Here is a 16,938-nt window from a genome sequence, read left to right as displayed (position 1 = left end):
CGGGACCTGGTCAGAATTGATGAGCGGCTCCTCAGGCGGGCTTGGCCTTGAGGAAGTACAGGCCCGTGGTGGCGACCGGCTCGAAGTCGGTCAGCTTCTTGTCGTCCCAGCCGGTGACCATCTTCGTGTGCACCACCGGATAGAGCGGGGCCTCGTCGGCGACGAAGTCGATCGCCTTCTGCCACAACGCCTTCTGCTTGGCCTCGTCGGACTCCTTGGCGGCTTCGTCCAGCCAGTCGGCGACCTTCTTGGCCGAGGCCTTCTGCCAGTGGAACCGGTCGACCGGCCAGGTGGCGCCGTAGTAGAACCAGCGCATCAGCAGGTCGACGTCGGCGCCATACACGGTCGGGTCACCGGAGGCCAGCAGCACCCGGAAGTTCGGCTTGGTGATCAGGCCGTCCGGTGCCGGTGCGTAGACCGACGCCGACGGTGCGGTGTTCAACTTCGCGGTGACACCCACCTTCTTCCACGCGTCGATGATCAGCGGAGCCGTGGATGCGACGGCTCCGGCGTCGGTGGTGACCAGCTCGATCGAGAGGTTGGAGGCGCCGGCCTCGGCGAGCAACTTCTTGGCCTTGGCCGGGTCGTGGTTGTAGACGGTCGAGGCCTTCTGGAAGTCGGCGTTGCCCTCGTCGAGGTAGCTCTGCGCCGCAGAGGCGTAGCCCTGGAACGCTGTCCTGACGATGGCGTCGGTGTCGATCGCGTAGTGCAGCGCCTGCCGGACTCGCTTGTCGTCGAAGGGTTTTGCCGAGCAGTTGAACATCAGGAAGATCTGGTTGAAGGCCTGCTTGGCTTCGACCTTCTTGGTCTTCTTCAGCTGCTTCACGTTGACGAAGGGCACTGCCTCGATCGTCTGCGAACGACCGCTCTGCAGGTCGGCGATGCGGGTCGAGTCCTGCGTCGTGGTGTGCCAGACCATCTTGGTCGCCTTGGCCTTGTACTTGCCGTTGTAGTGCTTGTTGACCGAGAAGGTCAGGCCGCTGTTCGGGTCGGCGGAGTCCAGCACCCACGGACCGGAACCGATCGGCTGGTCGCCGAACTTCTTGGCCTGCGCCGCGGTCTTGGTGTGGGCCTTCGGCACGATCTTGATGACCGAGATTCGGGTGGGGAAGAGCGGGAACGGCTCCTTGAGGGTGAACTCCACCGAGGTCTTGCCGGTTGCCTTCACGGACTTGATGAAAGAGATGAACTGCGACATCAGCACGGCCGGGTCCATCGATCGCGTGAACGACCACGCGACGTCCTCACCGGTAACGGCCGAGCCGTCGGAGAACTTCGCGCCGTCGCGCAGCTCGACGGTCCACTTCAACCCATCGGAACTCGCCTTGGGCTGTGCCTTCGCGAGCGCGAGATAGGGCTCCCGGGACGCCGGGTCGAGGTCGACCAGTGCCTCGAAGACATGCTGGTTCGCCGCGGTCGCGACCGCGCTGGAGTGGTTGTCGGGGTCGAGCGTGCCGGACAGCTGGAACGCGAGGGTCGCGCTGATGGTCGACGAACCACCCTTGCCTCCGCCACCGCCATTGCCGGACGTTCCGCTGGACGGCCCGCACGCGCTGACCGTCGCAGCGACGCCCGCTGCAGCGCCGAGAACACTGGTGTATTTCAGAAATTGCCGCCGCGATGCCCCGGTGAGTCCGGCAGGATCGAGCGGTGAGTTCTTGTGGGACACGGCGGCCTCCAGGTTGCTAAGTGGTGAACGGGAGCGACCATACAAGACATCAGACGTCTGATGTTGGGATACGGTAACTTCGTGCCAGGGAATTTGAGGGAGGCCGTATGAGCGAGCGCGATGGACGACCACGAACCGCGCAATTGCAGGTCGTGGAACAGATCAAGAGCTACATCCTGGATCGTCGCCTGCGTGCCGGCGATCCGCTGCCCACCGAGCCCGAGCTGATGGATGCCATCGGCGCGAGCCGCTCGAGCGTGCGTGAGGCGATCCGCACCCTCAGCGCCCTCGACATCGTCGAGGTCCGCCACGGCCACGGCACCTTCGTCGGCAGCCTGTCGCTCAGCGCGATGGTCGAGAGCCTGGCCTTCCGGTCGCTCCTGGGCACCACCACCGACTACCGCGTGCTGTCCGACGTCGTCTCGATCCGGCAGCTGATGGAGCAGGGCTTCGCCGGCATGATCATCGACGGCCTCGGGAGCACCGAGCGCACGAAGCTCGCCGATCTTGCCCAACAGATGTGCGACCTCGCCGATCGCGGCAAGCCGTATGTCGAACAGGACCGCGCCTTCCACCTCTTGCTGCTCCAGCCCATCGGGAACGAACTCGTCGTGCAGTTGACCGGCGCCTTCTGGGAGGTGCAGTCTCGCGTCGCCACGACCCTGGACGTGAGCGACCGCAACTGGCAGCGCACGGCGCACGCCCACGTAGAGATCGTCGACGCGGCGGCGGCGCACGACCTGGACCGCCTGCAGCTCGCGATCGAGGAGCACTACGCGCCGGTCAAGGAACAGATCCGCACTCTGGCGACCCTTGCCGCCGACACGGACCCGTTGCCCGAGGAGCGCCCGGGTGCCTGAATTCGATCTCCCGCTCGAGCGGCTGGAGAGCTACCTGCCCGAACGGCGCGAACCGCAGGACTGGCAGTCCTTCTGGGACGACACCCTCGCCGGTGCGCGCGAGCACGATCTCGCGATCGAAGCCCGAAGGGCCGCGGCATACCTGCCGAATGTCATCACCCAGGACGTGTCGTTCGCCGGCTTCGGCGGACACCGCGTGGGTGCCTGGCACATCCGGCCCACCGGCCCCGTCCGAGGCACCGTCGTGCAGTTCCTCGGGTATGGCGACGGGCGCGGCACTCCCCTGGACTGGCTCGCATGGCCGGCCGCGGGGTTCGCGATCCTGGTCATGGACACCCGCGGCCAGGGGGCACGCGCCCGCCGCGCCGGCAGCACCGGCGACCCGGCCGGCAGCAACTCGCCATACGTCGAGGGGTTCCTGACACAGGGCATCCTCGACCCGCACGACTACTTCTACCGGCGGGTGTTCACCGATGCGGTGCGCGCCATCGAGGCAGCGCTCGACCTCGAAGGCACCGACCCGCAACGGTTGGCCGTCTCCGGAGCCAGTCAGGGCGGCGCGATCGCGCTGGCAGCCACCGCCTTGGCGGGTGAGATGGTGCGGGCGTCGATCGTCGGCGTGCCCTTCCTCGCCGATGTCCGCCGCGCCGTCCGCATCACCGACGAGCGCCCCTACTACGAGCTGATCGCATACCTCGGAACGCATCGCTCCGAGGCCGAACGCGCTTTGCGCACAATGGATTACGTCGACGGCATCACGATGGCCGCGCACGCCACGGCGCCCGCGAAGTTCTCGATCGCACTGATGGACACCATCTGCCCACCGTCCGGCGGCTTCGGCGTCTACAACCACTACGCAGGGCCCAAGGAAGTCGACGTCCACCCCTACAACAATCACGAGGCCGGCGAGGCGGACGACCAGATCGCCGCCATCGAGTGGTTGCAGCGCCTCTGGAGCTGACCGACCGAAGGACCTCGCCCGCCGGATCGATCCGGTGGCGCGTAACCCACACAGCACGGCGCGGCGCCACTACGGTCCATAGACATCAGACGTCTGATGTATGTCGAAAGGACCTCTCCCATGCGTACTCCCCTGACCAACGCATTCCTCGCAGTCGGCGCCGGCGCCCTACTGGTCGTCACCGCACTCCCCGGCGCAGCCGCCGCCGCGCCACCCGGTGACCCGTCGATCACGCTGGCGACGCGTGGCACCAACGGCTTCCCGCAGTACCGCATCCCCGCGCTGACCAAGACCACGGAGGGCACGCTGATCGCGGCATACGACGCCCGCCCGACCATGGCCGACCTGCCCAGCAACATCGCGATGATCATCCGGCGCAGCACCGACGGTGGGAAGACCTGGCAGAAGCAGCAGGTCGTCCGCCAGGATCCGGCACCGCACGGCTACGGCGACCCGAGCCTGCTGGTCGACAAGGACACCGGGCGGATCTTCCTGTTCTACGCCGCCGGCATGAACCAGGGATTCATCGGCTCCACCACCGGCACCGACCCGACCGACCCGAATGTGCTGCAGGCCGACTACAGCTATTCCGACGACGACGGCGTGACGTGGCATTCCCGCCGCATCACCCCGCAGATCAAGGACCCGTCGTGGGGCGGGATGTTCGCCTCGTCCGGCCAGGGCATCCAGCTGACCACCGGCCCGTATGCCGGCCGACTGCTCCAGCAGTACTGCATCCGGATCAACGGGCAGAACTACGCCGCGAGCGCTTACAGCGACGACCACGGCGAGACCTGGCACATGGGCAAGCCGGTCGGCCCCGGCATGGACGAGAACAAGACGGTGCAACTGGCCGACGGCTCGGTCATGCTCAATGTCCGCTCCGCACCGCGCCGGCTGGTGGCGATCTCGCACGACGGCGGCGAGACCTACTCCCGGCCGGTCGCCGACCCGACCCTGGTCGACCCGGGCGACAACGGGGCCGTCATCCGCGTCGCCCCGGACGCACCTGCGAGCGACCCGGCCTCACACCTGCTGCTGTCCGCCAACAACGACGACCCAACGATCCGGCGCAACGAGACCGTCCGGCTCTCCTGCGACGACGGCAAGACGTGGGCCGCGTCCAAGGTGATCGACAAGGACAGCTCGGCATACTCGACGCTGACGATGGTGACCTCGGACGAGGTCGGTCTCTTCTACGAACGAGACGGCTACCGGCACATGACCTACACGTCGTTCTCGTTGAAGGGTATGAAAACGCTCTGTGCGCCGATCAGCGCGCCGTCGACGACCATCACGGCCGGCGACACGCAGACCGTCCCGTTGACGATCACCAATCAGACCGGCCACGCGCTCGGCTCCGGAGTCCTGCAGCCGAGCGCACCCGACGGCTGGCACGCGCCGGAAGTGCGCGTGCCCGGCATCGCGGCACATGACAGCACCACCGTCGACGTCCCCGTCAGCACGGCACTCGCCGCGGCGCCGGGCGATCACCGGTTCGCCGTGCGGTATGCCGCCGCCGGCCGCACCTCGGACACGATGGTGACCGTCGACGTCGCTGCGAACGACCGGGCGCCCGCGACACCGGCCGTGCGGATCGAGCCCTACCTGGACCACCTCGACGCCGGCGGCCCGGCGGGCATCGTCGGCGACGTCGCGACCTACTCCACCCGGATCACCAACACCGGCAACACGACACTGACCGATGTGACCGTGACCGGCAACCAGGACGGTCTCGCCCGGTGCCACTTCTCGTCGCTCGCGGCGGGCGCGTCATACACCTGCCGGTACGGCAAGCACAGGGTCACCGACGCGGACGTCACGGCAAGCGGTTACGTGCCGCGGCTGACCGTCACCGGGCAGTCGTCCGCAGGCGGCGCCGCCGACACCGTCTCCGGGGAGGCGATCACCCTTGATACCGAGCACTGACACCGAGCACTGACCCCGCTCCGGCTGCCAGGATGGAGTCATGACAGCAACGGAGGAGACCAAGGTCGTCAGCGCAACCTTGGAGATGGCCGCACCGGCACCGACGATCTTCGAGGTGATCGCGGACCCGAGTCGGCAGCCGGCGTGGGACGGCAACGACAACCTTGCCGAGGCGGCACCCGGGCAACGCGTCCACGGCGTCGGCGAGATCTTCCGGACCCGACTGACCAATGACTCCATCCGCGACAACCTGGTCGTGGAGTTCGAAGAGGGCCGCCGCATCGCGTGGTGCCCCAGCAACGAAGGTCAGCCGCCGGCCGGTCACCTGTGGCGGTGGGAGTTGGAGCAGGTCGACGAGAGCCGCACCCTCGTCACCCACACCTACGACTGGTCGCAGCTGCACGACGCCAAGCGCGTGGAGCGGGCCCGTTCGACGACGCCGGACAAACTGTCGGCATCCCTCGAAAAGCTCGCTGCCACAGTAGAATCCGTCTGACGGGGGTATCCCCGTCAGGCGGATTCGCCCCGTCAGTGATGCAGGGCGAAATGACGGTGGTGGACGACCACCGGCCGCCGGCGCATCGTGGTGCGCGTCGCCTCGGAGCGCGTGGCCATCACGTATTGCACCGACCACGTCACCAGGACTGCGGCGAGGGCGACGATGCCGAGACCCGCGATCGCGAAGTAGGACCAGACGAAGGTCGAGATGTTTTCCATGGCGGGCTCCTTGACGACTCGTTTTCCGATAGGCCCACTGTCATCCCGAAGGCTGCTCACTCACCAGGTCACTTCCGGCCCAATACCTGCTCACTTCTGCACGGACGGCGCTGCTGCACAGCGTCCGAGACCCGCTCGGTTCACGTGGGATCGGGCGACACCGGCGGACCGTGCAACTCCCAGTCCCACAGCAGCTCCACCACCTGATCGAGACCCTTGGCCAGGTGCCGCCGGTAGGTGCTGAAGGGCACGCCGACGACTTCCGCCGCCTTCTCGTGGGAGGCGGCCGGCCGAAGGTAGGTGCGTTCGATCGCCCGGGTGGCGATATCCATCCGCGGCATACCCGCGAGGCGATCCAGAGCCTGCCGGACTCGGCCGGAGAGGACCTCGACGGCGTCGTCGCCGACGGGAACCAGATGGGACTCAGTCAACGGGTTGCTGCGCACCCGCACCGGATCACCCAGGTCCTTGAAGAGTTGCCGCACGGCATCCTCGAAGTCGGCTCTCGACAACGCAACCGATGTGGTCACACTCGGCGGTGACGCCGCTCCCCCGGTGAGTTCCCGCGTCCCGATCCAGTCGAACCACTCGTCATACCCGCTCCGGCCGAAGTCACGAGCCCACACGGCCACCGGCACACCGTTGCTCTCGACGTGACCCAGCTGTTCGAAGCCCATGAACGTCCACTTCGGCGCCCACGAGTCCTCGAGGCTCGTCGAGAACAGATTCCAGCCCAAGCGGGGCACCCGCCAGGAACGCGTCGTCACCTCCGAGGTCTGATCCGCCACCCGCCCGAGTCGGCCCGGGACCTCGGCGTCGATCGCCATGTTGTGCAGCACGACCTCGCCGGGCTCCGGTGGCCGGCGCTGGGCGAGTTGCGCCAACGCCCAGCCGGTGACCGGGTCGTGGCTGCCGACGTCGCGTCCGGCCCGATCCACTCGTGCGACGATCATCGCCCCGGTACGACGTCCGAGCGCGTCCTCGAACACGGTGACCGCCTCCGGCTGCTGGTCGACCCAGTATCGAACTCGGTCCGCGGCCGCGTCGCCTTCGAAGGCTCGCACCACCCACTCGCGATCGTCGACGTCGTCCACCCGCATCGTCCGGGACGCCGCTCCGGCCTGGTCGAGGCTGTAGACCTGTCGCGCTGCCGGGTCACCACGACTGAGATAGAGCAGGTCCATCGTTGCGTGGTCCCGCTCGAGGTCCGAGGTGGCCGACCGCATCCGGGCGACCACCGTCGCCCGGATGTCAGCGTGCAGCCGCTCGAACTCCGCGCGGTCGCGCCACCTGAGATCGCGGTCCAGCGCGTCGCGTACGACGTCATGCACTCTCAGCCCGTCCGGCCATGACTCGGTGTAGGGACGCGCGCGCAGCCACGCGAGCAACTCGTCAGCCGCCACGTTGTCGACGTGCAGCACCTCCCGCAACATCGCGCGGTCGACACGCCGGGCATGACCACACACGTGCAACGCCGCTCGTTGCAACGCCGTCGCGTCATCGTCGAGGAACCGGCCGAGGAAGCGGGCTGCGACGTCCGGGTGATTCCACAGGACGCCACGACCGGAGTCGCTCGAAGCGCCGGTCGCACCAGTGGCGAACTCACTGGCGATGACGATCGCCAGCGGGTGTCCGTAAGTGGCGGTCACCACATCGGCGACGTCGCCGGATGTGTCGATGCCGCACGCCCGAGCCAGCGACGCCGCATCATCGGGTGCCAGATTCCGCACCGGCAGCACGTGTGCGTGTCGGCGAAACGCCGGATCAGCCGCCCAGTCGTGTGGAGTCCGGTCCCGGCCGGCGACCACTACTTGCGACCCATCCGGCAACGTCGGGATGAAGGAACGCCACAACCAACCGACCAGCGGTCCGGCCACCTCGAACCTGTCGATCACGAGCAGCACGGGGTCGGCGAGATCGGGACCGCTGTCCGACTCGTCGACACGGGCTCGAACCGCATCGGTGAATCGCTCCGCGTTGGGCCCGGTCACCGCGCAGTCGACCCACACCGTCGAGCGGCCGCTCTGTGCCGCGGTGTCCGCGGTGAACTGCAGGAGCGTCGTCTTGCCGACCCCACCCGGGCCGTGCAGATACAGCAGCACCTGCTCGGGGTCCTGCAGGAAACGACGCAGCTCGTCACGTTCACGCGCCCTGCCGACCAGGGCTGCGTGCCGGGACGCAGCGAACATCGCTGCGATCTTGCTCGCCATTGACCGATGATGGCACCCGTCGACTCGCGACGGATGCGGTCCGGAGAACGGCGCTCGGTCCGTCAGCCGGTGACGCTCACCGTGAGCTTCCGGCCCGCGAGTCGACGAAGCCGGACGAACCGTCGACATTCCTCGAAAGACTCACTGCGGCAGGCGAATCCGCCCTCTCGCGCTGCGAGTCAGACGGACTCGCCGCGCAGTTTCGCCAGCCGCGACTCCAGCCGCTCGACGCGGTGCGCGTTGCCTTCGAGGGCGACATATTCCGCACCGAAGCGGTAGAGGAGCGCGTCGTCGAGTCGGCGCACCGCGCCCGGCGGCGTGCGGTAGGCCATCCGCTCGTCGATCTCGTCGGAGTCGACGGTGCGCAACATCTCGGCCAGCTGCGCCAGTGACTCGATGCCGAGCTCGTGCACCAGTCCGGCCATCCACGCATAGTGGTCCGCTCGGGACCAGGCCGCATCGGCATACTGCCCCGCTAGGTAGGCGGCCAGCTCCCGTGACGAGATCCGGTCCGCGCCCAGGCCGCTCGGCACCGCTCCTGCGACGCCGGAACGCAGCTTGTCGCGAATGGTGGAGAACTCATCGTCGGCGAGCTCCAGCAGTCCGGCCGCGAGCGTGAAGCGCCGGTCGAAGTCGGGGCGCTGCTGCGCCGGGATGCTGCCCTTGTAGCGGATGTCGTGCTCGAACTCCGCCCAGGCGTGTTGCAGCACCGTCCGGATCTGGACCTGGATCAGCCGGTCGGCCAACTCCGGATGCTCGGCCCGGTCCTCGTCGTGGATCCGCACCTGCAGGTGCCTGCTCGCATAGCCGAAGCGGCCCTCGCTGGCCGTCTCGACTCCGAGGTCCCGGTCGTCGAGCACCTCGGTCTCGGCCCCTAGCAACTGCACGACCGCGTCGACGTCACGCCGCACGTAGGTGATCACGCGGACCCCGATGGTGTCGCCGATCTCGCGCATCGGGTCGACGTACAGCGGCTCGCCGTCGACCTCGCGGGCCGCTTTCTCCGCGAAGGACGCCACCGTCTTGGCCCGGCCGTCCACCGTCAGGTAGTTGAGTCCGGCGTCATCGAGGACCCCCGCGATCAGCTCGACCGCGTCATCCGCGGCTCGCTCGATCCGCGGGAACTGCACGGCATACTCCCGCCGCGCGGCACTGACCACCGCGGCCCGGCTCTGCTGCTTCGGCGACTGCCGGGACGGTCGCAGATCCGCCGGGAGCGTGGGCGTGACGATGTAACCCGTCGCGAAATCGCCATATGTGGTCAGGCGGTCGGGGTCACGGTGCGCCAGGAGGGCGACATACGCACAGATGACCGCGTCGATCGGGTCCTCCGCCTGCCGCAGCTGCGCCTTGCGGGTCGCCTGCGCCACGATCTCGACCAGCCGCTGCCAGTGCTCGCTCTGCTTCAGCCGCAGGACCGGCTTCGCGGTCTCCAACGACTCCAGCAGCCGGATCAATGTGAGCAACTCGCCCTGCAGCTGATCGACCGACCGGCCCGGCTTGTTCTTGTATTTCAGACTCTGCCCAAGGCGGAACAGCGCAACGGTGGCCGGGTGCGGGTAGACCTCCACCGCTCGCCGGCGACGACGCGATTCGGGATCCATGTCGAGGTCCAACCGCTCGGCGATCCGGCCGCCACGCGTGCCGTCGGTGAACGCGGCGTTGCCCGTGTTGGTCGGATGGGCGCCCGCCTCGTATGCCGCGAAGTCGCGGCCCAGCGCCCGTTCCGCCGGACGGCTCCCCTTGGCGTTCCTGACGATCAGCGGGGCATCGATGCCGACCACACAGTCGGCCGGCGCCGCGGCGCGAACCGCCGCGAAGATCTCGTCATCGGTGCGTACGGCGCTCGCGTGACACAGCGCTCCCGCGTCGTCGAGCACGGCGACTCCGGAGGGATTCCTGGTACCCCAGGCGAGGTCGACACCGACGAAATGCATGTGTGCAGCATGCCGCATCGACGCGCGGGGCCGTGTGCGAAGCACCGATCAGCAGCCACCGTGCTCGTAGCATGGGTTACATGCCGAACAGCGCCCAGGCAAACGGTGACGGCGAAGAACGATCCGCGAACGACGAGTTCATGGACCAATTTGCCGATCCGGACGACTACGACGACGACCCGCCGCCGCGAACACCGCCGGGACTACTGCCGGGTGCTCTCATCGGCGCCGGCCTCGCCTCACTCTGCGCGGTCGGGATCTACCTCCTGTCCGGTGGTGGCGGCAGCGACGCGGCGCCCAGCCCGCAGACCATCACCTACACCCAGGAAGGGCAGACGCAGACCGTCACCGGCGCCCGCTCCGACCCGGCGAGCGCCACGGCAACCCGCACCTCGACCATGACGCTGCCCCGCAAGACGGTCACGCAACGGATCGTGCAGGCCGGTCAGGGCAGGACGGTGACCCGAACCACGACCGCGACCAAGACTGCAACGAAGACCGAGACCAGCACCACGACCGCGTCCGCCCCACCGCCGAAGACGGAGACGACCACCGTCACCACGACCGCGACTATCGGTCCGCCGAAGCCGCCACAGCGGAGCGTCGGACATGGGTGACCGGCAGATCAGCCGACTTTGAGCTCGTCCGGCGCGGCGTCCAGCGCCTGCTGGATGGTGTCGATGAGTCGCTGCGCCGAGGATGCGGTCAGCTCCAACGCGATCCGTTGGCCGGGTCCGGCGCTCGGATCGGTGAGGTCGACGTTGAGCGTGTGCTCTGCCATCGCGTGGACCGGGTGGTCGTAGTAGGCCGCCGCGTCGGTCACCCGGAACCACTTGCCGCCCGGGCCTTTTGCGCTGCCCTCGACGTCGGTCGTAACCGTGATGTATGTGCACATGTCAGGCTCCCAGGTGGTCGGCGAAGAAGGTCTCGATGCGTTCCCAGCCGTCGTTCGCGGCTTTCACGCTGTATGACGGCCGGTCGACCGAGAAGAAGGCGTGTCCTGCGTCGTCATACGAGAAGAAGGTGTGCGGCTTGCCGCCCGCAGTGAGGATCTCGTCCAGCTCGGCGACGTGGTCCTGGCTCGGGAACTTGTCGTTCTTGCCGAAAAGACCGAGCAGTGGTGCGCGCAACTGCGGGAGCAACGGCACCAGATTGGTCACGTTGAGCGGGTAGTCCGCAGCGGGCGTTCCGGTGACGAACGCGCCGTAACAGTCGACGACCGCGTCCAGGTCGGCGTGGCAGGCGGCCAGCACAGCGTGGCGGCCGCCCGAGCAATGGCCGATCACGCCGACCTTGCCGTTCGACCGCGGCAGCCCGCGCAGGTGTGCCGCGGCGGTCTCGACATCGGCCACCAACTGCTCGTCCGGTATGCCGCCCGCCGCACGCACCGCTGCTGCCGCGTCGGACGGGTCGGCACCGGGTGCCTGGCGGGAGTAGAGGTTGGGACAGAGGGCGTCATACCCCAGCTCCGCGAAGCGACGCACCATCTCCTTGGTCGCCCGGTCATAGCCGGGCAGGTGGTGGATCACGACGACGCCACCGCGGCGTTCCTCGCCGTCGGGTGTCGCGAGGTAGGCCTCGATGTCGGCGCCGTCCGTACCGGTCAGATGCACGGTCGTGGCATGCAGGGAATCAGACATATTCATGGTCTATCAGACTGCTATGAAGGCCACCTGCTCAGAACGCGCGGCCACGCGCCACCATCAGGACGCGTGCTGCTGAATGACCTTGCCCAGCCGTGGCAGCGCCTGCTTGACGTTGTCCTTGGCCTTGCCGCGCAGTCCTTTGTAGGCGCGCTTCAACGGCTCCCGATCGGTCTTCGCGGCGCGCGCGTCGGTCACGGCGAGCAGTGCGTCCGCCGCCTCGTCGCCCCGGCCGGCGAGGTAGGCACCGAAGTCTCCGGCGCCGTCGAAGTCGTCCCAGAAGGGCTGCAGTGCGGTCGCGACCTCGGGCAGCATCCGATTCGTCGCGTCGGATGCGACCGTCGGGTTGAACTTGCGCACGGCGGCGTACCCGGCCTTGATGGCGCCCCCGCTCAAACCCTTCTTGTCCTTGACCTCGGCATCGATCACCGCGGCGAGATCTGCCACGACGTTCGGGCGACGGTCGGCGGCGAGCAGCGTTTCTGACAACGACGACATACAAGTCCTGCTTTCAGTCCGGAAGGGAGGTGGACGCACGAACCCGCCGCGCCCAGTGAGCGCGACGGGTTCGGACGAGTGAGTGTGACTCAGAAGCGGCCGTAGCCGGACACTCCGCTGTAGATCGCGCGGATGCCGACCGAACCACCGGGGTGGTTGGAGTCGATCATCATGCCGTTGCCGAGGTAGATGGCCACGTGGTAGGCCGAGCTGCCGTTGCCGAAGAAGATCAGGTCTCCCGGCTGCGGGTTGCTCACCGGCGTCGCGGCCTGGAGCTGCCCCGTCGCGGTGTGCGGGATGGACTTGCCGACCTGCGCGTAGACGTAGGACGTGAAACCGGAGCAGTCGAAGCCTGCCGGGCTCGAGCCACCGTAGACGTACGGCGTGCCGATGTAGCGCTTGGCGATGCTGACGATGCCACCGGTCGCGGCGGGCGGGCTCGGCTGCGTGACCGGAGCCGGCTCAGGAGCTGGCTTCGGCTGCGGTTGCGGAGCCTGACGCACCGGCGTCGTGGTGCGCGTCGCACTGCGCGAGACCGAAGAGGTGCGCGGACGCACCTGCTTCTTCGGGGCCTCGTAGCGCTTTGCGGCGACCGGTGCGGCCAGCTGACCCTGTGCCTCGACGGCACCGAGCTGCTGCTCGGCCTTCGTGGAGGTCAGCGGGTGCGCCACGGCCTGCGCGCGGGCGGCCTGGGCGGCGAAATCAACAGAACTAGCGCCGGTGATCGATGCAACACCCGTGGTGGCCTGCGCGGCCTGCGGTGCGGCGATCGAGGCGACCAGACCACCTGCGACGGCCACTGTGGCCGACACACGTGCGGTCGAGTTGAACGTCGACGAAAGCTTGCTCGGGGCGCGGTGTCGACCGCGCGGACCAAGAATGGACACGAAGCACCTCTCCGTCGCCTACGAGGTGAGCTGTCGGGCTCGGGTTGGAGATACCCGGTCCGGTGCGACACCGCGAGGTGCTGCGCCGGGACTTCGCCCCTAGGGCGGCTTGCGCCACCCGAAGTGGGTCCCCCGCTCCTGCCAGGCGGATTCGTTGCATCCGATCGGCTGGCAGGACTCGGCGTTGCCTCACGGAAACCCGCCGATTGGCGGGCCGGGGAAAACGGTACACAACCTCCGGCCGTATGTCACAGCGAGGTCACGAACTCGTCAAAAAAATTTCTGAGAAGACCGGGATCACGCGGTTGTGCGGTCGTCAGTCGGAGTCGACGAAGACGTGCATCGCGACATCACGGGGCAACGACACTGCGTCGCTGCCCTCGGCACGTGCCAGCACCCGATCGCCCTCCAGGTGGATCTCCACCTTGGCGTCGGGTGTGATCCCGCCGGACGTCAGCACGCTCAGTGCCTCCTGGTCCGCCTGTGCCGGCTCGCCGACACGACGCACCACGACACTGGTCGGCTCGTCGGTGACCACTTCGGTCATCGGACGCACGCCGTCGCGGAACTGCAGCCGGGTCATCTCTTCACCGAGCTCGTCCAGGCCCGGGATGGGGTTGCCGTATGGCGAGATGTGGCGCTCGCGGAGCATGCCGAGGATCTTGCGCTCGACCCGCTCGCTCATGACGTGCTCCCAGCGGCACGCCTCGTCATGGGCGTATTCGAGCTCGACACCGATGACGTCGACCAGCAGCCGCTCGGCCAACCGGTGCTTGCGCATGACCCGCGTGGCGAGCGTCCGACCGTGATCGGTGAACTCCAGATGCCGGTCGCCGGCCAGGGTCAGCAGGCCGTCGCGCTCCATCCGGGCAACGGTTTGGGACACGGTCGGCCCCGAGTGCCCCAGCCGCTCGGCAATGCGCGCGCGCAATGGCACGATGCCTTCTTCCTCCAGGTCGAAGATCGTGCGGAGATACATCTCGGTGGTGTCGATCAGCTCGCTCACAGGGCAAGCCTGCCACTAAGCAGTGACAGGTGCCACGCTGCCCATGGCCGCCAAGAATTTCGGTCAATAACTTCGGGAATCCTTCCCGTTCGCGCTACGTTCTTCTCACTGGAGGCTGTGGGGCTCCTCCCCCCTGACCCACTGCCTCCCGAACCGCTGGCTTCGGCGAGCGGGGTGAGCGCATCGCAAGGTGCTGCTCGGACGGCTGGCGCACCTCCCCTGGGCGCCAGCCGTTCTTGCGTTCGGCACCTTTTTCGCGCGCCGCGCGACCGTTCTCGCACGACATACGCACCGCCTCGTGCACCACACCGGATAAAACGATTGCCATCGACGAGCGCGTCGGCCTAGCGTGGAGGCACACGAGAAAGGAGGTGGTCCAAGAGTGAATTCTCAAAGGACGCGTGAGGTGGTTGCGCGCTAGCGCAACTGTCGATTCGTCGCCGGCGGCCTCAGGTCGCCTGACGTATTCGTCGCCGGCCACCTCCGGTGGACCGACGAAACGGACGTTCGGTAGCTACTCCAACGCAGCCACCGCGGCCCGTGGGTGTGCGATCTCGTCCATCGCACTTGCCGGCATCGAGCCGGAGCCCACGGGCTGTCCCATGTCTCTTCTCGCTCGACTCCTCGCACGCCGCCTGTCACCACTGCCCGGTCAGGGCTGGCGACGCTCCACCCTCCAGCTACCCGGCTCGGCCAGGTCACCGTCGCCGGTGCGGACGTAGACCAGCCGGTCGTGCAAGCGGCTGCTGCGGCCCGCCCAGAACTCCACCTCGTCGCAGCGGACGACATACCCGCCCCAGAAGTCGGGCAGCGGCACGTCTTCGACACTGCCGGTGTCCGGCCACTTCTCCTCGTATGACGCAACGGCCGCCTCGAGCTGCGCGCGCGTCGTCACCGGTTGCGACTGGTGGGACGCCCACGCACCGATCCGCGACCCGTAGGGGCGGCTGCGGAAGTAGTCCGTCACGATCTGTGTCGACAGCCGCTGCGCGACGCCCGTGAAGCGGATCGCGCGGTACATCGGCGGCCAGGTCAGCGCGGCGGCGATGCGTGGGTTCTGCTCCAGGTCCAGCCCCTTGCGGCTGCCGAAGTTGGTGTAGAAACCGGGACCGTCCTGTGCCAGGTAGCGCATCAGCACGGTCCGCACGTGCGGCTGACCGTCACCGCCGACCGTCGCGACCGAGATCGCGTCGGGCTCCGGAACATCGCCCTTGTCGTCCTGTCGTGCCCGGGCGTCCTGCACCCAGTGATCGACCAGTTCCCAGGGCGCCGGCGGCAACTCGTGCTCGACCAGACCCTCGCCCGCGTAGTCCCAACGCTTGATCGGCTGCATGGCTCCGACGCTACCGCTGGCAGAATCGGTGTCGTGACCGACCAGCTCGTCATCCCAGATTCGTTGAAACCGTCCGACGGCCGCTTCGGCTCCGGACCGAGCAAAGTGCGCCCCGAGCAACTCGAGGCCCTGCTTGCGCAGGGCCGCACCGTGCTCGGCACATCCCACCGGCAGCCGCCGGTCAAGCGCCTCGTCGCGGCGCTCCGCTCGGGCTTGGCAGAGCTGCTGGGCGCGCCGGACGGCTACGAGATCGTCGTCGGCATGGGCGGCACCAACGCGTTCTGGGACGCAGCGTCGTTCGCGTTGCTGCGCGATCGCGGTGCTTTCGCCGTGTGCGGCGAGTTCGGTGCGAAGTTCGCAACCGTCGCCCGGAACGCTCCGTTCCTCGCGGACCCGATCGTCGCCGAGGTCGAGCCGGGCACGTCGGTGCAACTGCAGACCAGCCACGGCGTCGACGCCTACTGCTGGACCCAGAACGAAACCTCCACCGGAGTGGTGACGCCCGTTCGTCGGGTGGCCGGGTCCGGGGAAGAGCTGATGCTCGTCGACGCGACCTCCGCAGCGGGCGCCGTCCAGATCGACCTCGCTGAGGCGGATGCCTACTACTTCGCGCCGCAGAAGGTCTTCGCCTCCGACGGCGGCTTGTGGTTCGCCGCGATGTCCCCCGCGGCACTGGAGCGGATCGAGACGCTCAGCGCGCAACGTTGGATCCCTGCGACGCTGGATCTGCAGGTGTGCGTGGATAATTCGCGGCTCGATCAGACCTACAACACTCCCGCGGTGACCACGCTGGCCCTTGCCGCGGCACAGGTCGAGTGGATGCTCGACAACGGCGGGCTGTCCTGGGCCGCCGGCCGCAGCGCCGCCTCCAGCACGACGCTCTACGAGTGGGCGGAGCGCACGTCATACACCTCGCCGTTCGTCGAGGACCCGGCCAACCGCTCACCCGTCGTCGGCACCATCGACTTCGAGGGCGTCGACGCCGCCGCGGTCGCAAAGACGTTGCGCGCCAACGGAATCGTCGACACCGAGCCCTACCGCAAGCTGGGTCGCAATCAGCTGCGCATCGGCATGTACCCCGCCGTGGAGCCCGAGGACGTCGCCGCGCTCACTGCCTGCATCGACTACGTCGCCGAACACCTCTGACCCACTTCGCCGAGAGGACAGGCATTTGTCGAGAGGACAGGGAAAACAGGCCCGATTCGGGCTGTTTTCCCTGTCCTCTCGGTCATCGCCTGTCCTCTCGGCACGGTGGTTGGCCCCCGGGTCGCGGCGCGGCATTCAGCAT

16 protein-coding genes and 1 riboswitch are annotated in these 16,938 nt (G+C 67.9%); of the genes, 6 read left to right on the top strand and 10 right to left on the bottom strand.

Annotation, left to right across the window (positions count from 1 at the left end; all coding sequences use genetic code 11):
- Nucleotides 1–31: 31 nt before the first annotated feature.
- On the bottom strand, nucleotides 32–1,669 hold the full coding sequence (locus tag IEX71_RS19540; RefSeq protein ID WP_188838746.1) for an ABC transporter substrate-binding protein: 1,638 nt from the start codon (nucleotides 1,667–1,669) through the stop codon (nucleotides 32–34).
- A 107-nt stretch (nucleotides 1,670–1,776) separates the two neighbouring features.
- Between IEX71_RS19540 and IEX71_RS19535 the strand changes: the two genes are divergently transcribed.
- The 4 genes from IEX71_RS19535 to IEX71_RS19520 all read left to right on the top strand — a co-directional run bounded on the left by IEX71_RS19535 (nucleotide 1,777) and on the right by IEX71_RS19520 (nucleotide 5,915).
- Complete coding sequence (locus IEX71_RS19535; protein WP_188838745.1) at nucleotides 1,777–2,529, top strand: FadR/GntR family transcriptional regulator; 753 nt, start codon at nucleotides 1,777–1,779, stop codon at nucleotides 2,527–2,529.
- Nucleotides 2,522–3,490 carry an acetylxylan esterase gene (locus IEX71_RS19530; RefSeq protein ID WP_188838744.1) on the top strand — a complete coding sequence of 323 codons (969 nt, stop codon included), beginning with the start codon at nucleotides 2,522–2,524 and terminating at the stop codon, nucleotides 3,488–3,490. Before IEX71_RS19535 ends, IEX71_RS19530 begins: the two co-directional genes overlap by 8 nt.
- A 120-nt stretch (nucleotides 3,491–3,610) precedes the next feature.
- On the top strand, nucleotides 3,611–5,419 hold the full coding sequence (locus IEX71_RS19525; RefSeq protein WP_188838743.1) for a sialidase family protein: 1,809 nt from the start codon (nucleotides 3,611–3,613) through the stop codon (nucleotides 5,417–5,419).
- 40 nt (nucleotides 5,420–5,459) lie between these two features.
- On the top strand, nucleotides 5,460–5,915 hold the full coding sequence (locus IEX71_RS19520; protein ID WP_188838742.1) for an SRPBCC family protein: 456 nt from the start codon (nucleotides 5,460–5,462) through the stop codon (nucleotides 5,913–5,915).
- A 32-nt stretch (nucleotides 5,916–5,947) separates the two neighbouring features.
- Here IEX71_RS19520 and IEX71_RS19515 read toward each other — a convergent pair whose 3' ends face one another.
- The 3 genes from IEX71_RS19515 to IEX71_RS19505 all read right to left on the bottom strand — a co-directional run bounded on the left by IEX71_RS19515 (nucleotide 5,948) and on the right by IEX71_RS19505 (nucleotide 10,283).
- Complete coding sequence (locus IEX71_RS19515; RefSeq protein ID WP_188838741.1) at nucleotides 5,948–6,136, bottom strand: hypothetical protein; 189 nt, start codon at nucleotides 6,134–6,136, stop codon at nucleotides 5,948–5,950.
- A gap of 140 nt (nucleotides 6,137–6,276) precedes the next feature.
- Nucleotides 6,277–8,346: an ATP-binding protein gene (locus IEX71_RS19510; protein WP_188838740.1), complete on the bottom strand. Its 2,070-nt coding sequence runs from the start codon at nucleotides 8,344–8,346 to the stop codon at nucleotides 6,277–6,279.
- Between the two features lie 179 nt (nucleotides 8,347–8,525).
- The gene (locus IEX71_RS19505; RefSeq protein WP_188838739.1) at nucleotides 8,526–10,283 is read right to left on the bottom strand and encodes a DUF429 domain-containing protein; all 1,758 of its coding nucleotides are present in this window, start codon (nucleotides 10,281–10,283) and stop codon (nucleotides 8,526–8,528) included.
- Nucleotides 10,284–10,363: 80 nt separating this feature from the next.
- Here IEX71_RS19505 and IEX71_RS19500 point away from each other — a divergent pair, with 80 nt between their 5' ends.
- The gene (locus tag IEX71_RS19500; protein WP_188838738.1) at nucleotides 10,364–10,900 is read left to right on the top strand and encodes a hypothetical protein; all 537 of its coding nucleotides are present in this window, start codon (nucleotides 10,364–10,366) and stop codon (nucleotides 10,898–10,900) included.
- A gap of 8 nt (nucleotides 10,901–10,908) precedes the next feature.
- Here IEX71_RS19500 and IEX71_RS19495 read toward each other — a convergent pair whose 3' ends face one another.
- From IEX71_RS19495 to pdxH, 6 genes are all read right to left on the bottom strand, one after another.
- The gene (locus IEX71_RS19495) at nucleotides 10,909–11,178 is read right to left on the bottom strand and encodes a DUF6295 family protein (RefSeq protein ID WP_188838737.1); all 270 of its coding nucleotides are present in this window, start codon (nucleotides 11,176–11,178) and stop codon (nucleotides 10,909–10,911) included.
- A gap of 1 nt (nucleotide 11,179) precedes the next feature.
- Nucleotides 11,180–11,923 (bottom strand): dienelactone hydrolase family protein, encoded by a 744-nt coding sequence (locus IEX71_RS19490; protein WP_188838736.1) that lies wholly within the window; start codon nucleotides 11,921–11,923, stop codon nucleotides 11,180–11,182.
- 63 nt (nucleotides 11,924–11,986) lie between these two features.
- Nucleotides 11,987–12,424 (bottom strand): DUF6918 family protein, encoded by a 438-nt coding sequence (locus IEX71_RS19485; protein WP_188838735.1) that lies wholly within the window; start codon nucleotides 12,422–12,424, stop codon nucleotides 11,987–11,989.
- Nucleotides 12,425–12,513: 89 nt separating this feature from the next.
- Nucleotides 12,514–13,311: a C40 family peptidase gene (locus IEX71_RS19480; protein ID WP_188838734.1), complete on the bottom strand. Its 798-nt coding sequence runs from the start codon at nucleotides 13,309–13,311 to the stop codon at nucleotides 12,514–12,516.
- Nucleotides 13,312–13,478, bottom strand: a riboswitch (cyclic di-AMP (ydaO/yuaA leader).
- A gap of 149 nt (nucleotides 13,479–13,627) precedes the next feature.
- Nucleotides 13,628–14,317 carry an iron-dependent transcriptional repressor DtxR gene (locus tag IEX71_RS19475; RefSeq protein ID WP_188838733.1) on the bottom strand — a complete coding sequence of 230 codons (690 nt, stop codon included), beginning with the start codon at nucleotides 14,315–14,317 and terminating at the stop codon, nucleotides 13,628–13,630.
- Nucleotides 14,318–14,969: 652 nt separating this feature from the next.
- A complete protein-coding gene (pdxH, locus tag IEX71_RS19470) occupies nucleotides 14,970–15,650 on the bottom strand; it encodes a pyridoxamine 5'-phosphate oxidase (protein WP_188838732.1) in 681 nt (226 codons plus the stop codon).
- Nucleotides 15,651–15,683: 33 nt separating this feature from the next.
- Here pdxH and serC point away from each other — a divergent pair, with 33 nt between their 5' ends.
- Nucleotides 15,684–16,796, top strand: a complete 1,113-nt coding sequence (serC, locus tag IEX71_RS19465; protein ID WP_188838731.1) for a phosphoserine transaminase — start codon at nucleotides 15,684–15,686, stop codon at nucleotides 16,794–16,796.
- Nucleotides 16,797–16,938 lie beyond the last annotated feature (142 nt).

The sequence above is a fragment of the Flexivirga endophytica genome (assembly GCF_014640635.1).
GTDB classification, from domain to species: domain Bacteria; phylum Actinomycetota; class Actinomycetes; order Actinomycetales; family Dermatophilaceae; genus Flexivirga; species Flexivirga endophytica.
This window is presented reverse-complemented; position numbering and strand designations above follow the sequence as displayed.

Bases quoted from the DNA above. Each gene is read 5' to 3' on its own strand.
- IEX71_RS19535 (WP_188838745.1), top strand. From the start codon at position 1,777: ATGAGCGAGCGCGATGGACGACCACGAACCGCGCAATTGCAGGTCGTG.
- IEX71_RS19525 (WP_188838743.1), top strand. From the start codon at position 3,611: ATGCGTACTCCCCTGACCAACGCATTCCTCGCAGTCGGCGCCGGCGCC.
- IEX71_RS19520 (WP_188838742.1), top strand. From the start codon at position 5,460: ATGACAGCAACGGAGGAGACCAAGGTCGTCAGCGCAACCTTGGAGATG.
- IEX71_RS19515 (WP_188838741.1), bottom strand. From the start codon at position 6,136: ATGGAAAACATCTCGACCTTCGTCTGGTCCTACTTCGCGATCGCGGGT.
- IEX71_RS19510 (WP_188838740.1), bottom strand. From the start codon at position 8,346: ATGGCGAGCAAGATCGCAGCGATGTTCGCTGCGTCCCGGCACGCAGCC.
- IEX71_RS19505 (WP_188838739.1), bottom strand. From the start codon at position 10,283: ATGCATTTCGTCGGTGTCGACCTCGCCTGGGGTACCAGGAATCCCTCC.
- IEX71_RS19500 (WP_188838738.1), top strand. From the start codon at position 10,364: ATGCCGAACAGCGCCCAGGCAAACGGTGACGGCGAAGAACGATCCGCG.
- IEX71_RS19495 (WP_188838737.1), bottom strand. From the start codon at position 11,178: ATGTGCACATACATCACGGTTACGACCGACGTCGAGGGCAGCGCAAAA.
- IEX71_RS19490 (WP_188838736.1), bottom strand. From the start codon at position 11,923: ATGTCTGATTCCCTGCATGCCACGACCGTGCATCTGACCGGTACGGAC.
- IEX71_RS19485 (WP_188838735.1), bottom strand. From the start codon at position 12,424: ATGTCGTCGTTGTCAGAAACGCTGCTCGCCGCCGACCGTCGCCCGAAC.
- pdxH (WP_188838732.1), bottom strand. From the start codon at position 15,650: ATGCAGCCGATCAAGCGTTGGGACTACGCGGGCGAGGGTCTGGTCGAG.